Source organism: Jatrophihabitans sp. (assembly GCF_051960575.1).
In the GTDB taxonomy this organism is placed as follows: Bacteria; Actinomycetota; Actinomycetes; order Mycobacteriales; family Jatrophihabitantaceae; genus JBQCEE01.
In genome coordinates, this window is the sequence record NZ_JBQCEE010000292.1 from 1 (window position 1) to 2,470 (window position 2,470).

Genomic DNA, 2,470 nt, shown 5'->3' on the forward strand with positions numbered 1-2,470 from the left:
CTGCTGTTTTTTTTTACCCTAACCCCCCCTCTCCTCCAAATTTTTGGGGTGTTAATCGGTCTTGTTGTGGGTGTTTCCCACCAAACCTCGTCATCGGCGCTTCGCCGGGAGTTCGCGTCGCCGTTCCGTGATGTCCGGACGCAGGCGCTTGGCTCGCGGCCATGACCACCGATGACGCAACGCTGTTCCGTGCCGCGCTGTCGCGCCGCGGGTTCCTGACCGCGGTCGGCGCGGCCGGCGCCGCCGCGACCGCGGCCACCGCCCTCGGCGCGCCCGATGCCGCCGCCCGCCCGGTACGCCCGGGCTCCTCGCCCGACGACCCGACCACCACGCCGGCCGTGCACGGCCTGCACCTGCAGTTCGGCTCGGACGCGTCGTCCGAGGTCGTCGTGTCGTGGCACAGCCTGCAGCCCGTGCGCAATCCGCGCGTGCTGCTCGGGCGCACCGACGGCCGCTTCGAGCGCTCGGCGCGGGCCGAGGTCGTTTCGTACGTCGACGCGAAGTCCGGCCGGACCGTCTACGCCCAGCACGCGCGCCTCGACCGGCTGCACGCAGACGAGCAGTACCTCTACGGCGCCGTGCACGACGGCGCCGAGGTCGAGTTCGGCACGTTCCGCACCGCCCCTCGCGGCCGCGCCGCGTTCACCTTCACCAGCTTCGGCGACCAGGGCACGCCGACCACCGGCCGCAAGTACGTGCCGCCGGCCGGCGTGACCATCGCGAACCCGCCGTACGTCAACGACAACCTCGGCTCGCCCGCCGCCGCCGACGTGACCGCGGGTGTCGAGCGGGTGCAGCCGCTGTTCCACCTCTTCAACGGCGACCTCTGCTACGCCAACCTGGCGAACGACCGCGTGCGCACGTGGTCGGACTTCTGGAGCAACAACACCCGCAGTGCCCGCAACCGCCCGTGGATGCCGTCGGCAGGCAACCACGAGAACGAGCTCGGCAACGGGCCGATCGGCTACGCGGCCTACCAGACCTACTTCGCGCTGCCGCCGCAGCCGGGCCAGACGGACGTCACCCGCGGCCTCTGGTACTCGTTCACCGCGGGGTCGGTGCGCGTCATCAGCATCGCCAACGACGACGTCTGCTACCAGGACGGCGGCAACAGCTACGTGCGCGGCTACAGCAACGGCGCGCAGAAGGCGTGGCTCGAGCGCGAACTGGCCGCCGCCCGCGGCGATCGCGACATCGACTGGATCGTCGTCTGCATGCACCAGGTGGCGATCAGCACGGCCGACCAGTTCAACGGCGCCGACCTCGGCGTCCGCCAGGAGTGGCTGCCGCTGTTCGACCGGTACGAGGTCGACCTCGTGGTCTGCGGCCACGAGCACCACTACGAGCGCTCGCACCCCATCCGCGGGCAGGAGTCGAACCAGACCCTCACGCCGATCCCGCAGGCGACGGCGACCGACGTCGTCGACACCAGCAAGGGCACCGTGCACATGGTGCTCGGCGGCGGTGGCACCTCGGCGCCGTCCAACGGGCTGTTCTTCGTGCCGCCGGCCTGCCGCGTCATCACCGCGGTGACCGCGCCCGACCCGACCACGGGCAAGCGCGCCCCGGTCTACGTCAAAGAGCCCGCCCCGTGGTCGGCCGTGCGCGACCAGGCGCAGCCCTACGGCTTCGCCGCCTTCCGGGTCGACCCGGGCACGGAGCGCGGCGGCATCACCAAGCTCGAGGTGACCTACTACGAGGTCGTCGGCGTCGAGGGACAGCTCGGCGTCTTCGAGACCTTCACGCTGCAGCGCCCACGCCGCGACTGACCCCTACCCTCGCGAACCCCCTGGTGTGGCCCATTTCAAGCCCAGATCTCGAGCCACAGCAGGGGGTTTCGTGCGTCAGGAGGGCGACTCGTTGACCTTCTTCGGTGCGATCACCAGGATGACGCGGCCCTCCGGGCCGACCGGCATCCGGTAGTCGGTGCTCACGTAGCGGCGCGACAGCTCGTCGATATGCGCGCGGGCCTCGTCGCCGGTGATCTCGCGGACGAGCTCGCCGCGCACCTCGGCCCAGTCGAACTGGTTGTCGTGCCGCATGATCGAGACGGTGACCTTCGGGTCGCGGCGGGCGTTGCGCACCTTCTGCCGCTGCGGCTCGGTGTTGACGAGCAGGTGTTCGCCGTCGGTGTCGATCCAGGTGATGAGGGCCTGCGGCTGGCCGTCGGGCATGAGCGTGACGACGGTGGCCGGGTTCGGGCCCTTGGCGAGGGCGACGACGTGCTCGGACAGAGGCATGGCTGGCTCCTTGGGATGACTCGTTGCCATGTCATCCAACCGCACGTGAGCGTCGTTGCTTCCGTCAGCGCGCCGTGACCACCGGCAGTTCGTCGAGCATGTCCCGGACGAGACGGGGCAGCGTCCGCCGGTTGGTGGGCACCACCCAGCGGGCGAAGGCGACGTGGAACGCCGCGAGGCCGGCCTGGGCCGTCAGCCCGGCCGCCGGCTCACGCACGCCGCGCGCCCGC

At 70.8% G+C, this 2,470-nt stretch carries 2 protein-coding genes; one reads left to right on the plus strand and one right to left on the minus strand.

Features of this window, described 5'->3' with window-relative positions:
• Positions 1-161 precede the first annotated feature (161 nt).
• Positions 162-1,769, plus strand: a complete 1,608-nt coding sequence (locus ACTHMS_RS16345; RefSeq protein ID WP_440307726.1) for a metallophosphoesterase — start codon at positions 162-164, stop codon at positions 1,767-1,769.
• Positions 1,770-1,844: 75 nt separating this feature from the next.
• On the opposite strand, the gene ACTHMS_RS16350 is transcribed toward ACTHMS_RS16345, so the two are convergent.
• Positions 1,845-2,240 carry a PPOX class F420-dependent oxidoreductase gene (locus tag ACTHMS_RS16350; RefSeq protein WP_440307727.1) on the minus strand — a complete coding sequence of 132 codons (396 nt, stop codon included), beginning with the start codon at positions 2,238-2,240 and terminating at the stop codon, positions 1,845-1,847.
• Positions 2,241-2,470 lie beyond the last annotated feature (230 nt).

What these genes read in the sequence shown, in the direction of transcription:
- ACTHMS_RS16350 (WP_440307727.1), bottom strand. Translation starts at nt 2,240, where the DNA reads ATGCCTCTGTCCGAGCACGTCGTCGCCCTCGCCAAGGGCCCGAACCCG.
- ACTHMS_RS16345 (WP_440307726.1), top strand. Translation starts at nt 162, where the DNA reads ATGACCACCGATGACGCAACGCTGTTCCGTGCCGCGCTGTCGCGCCGC.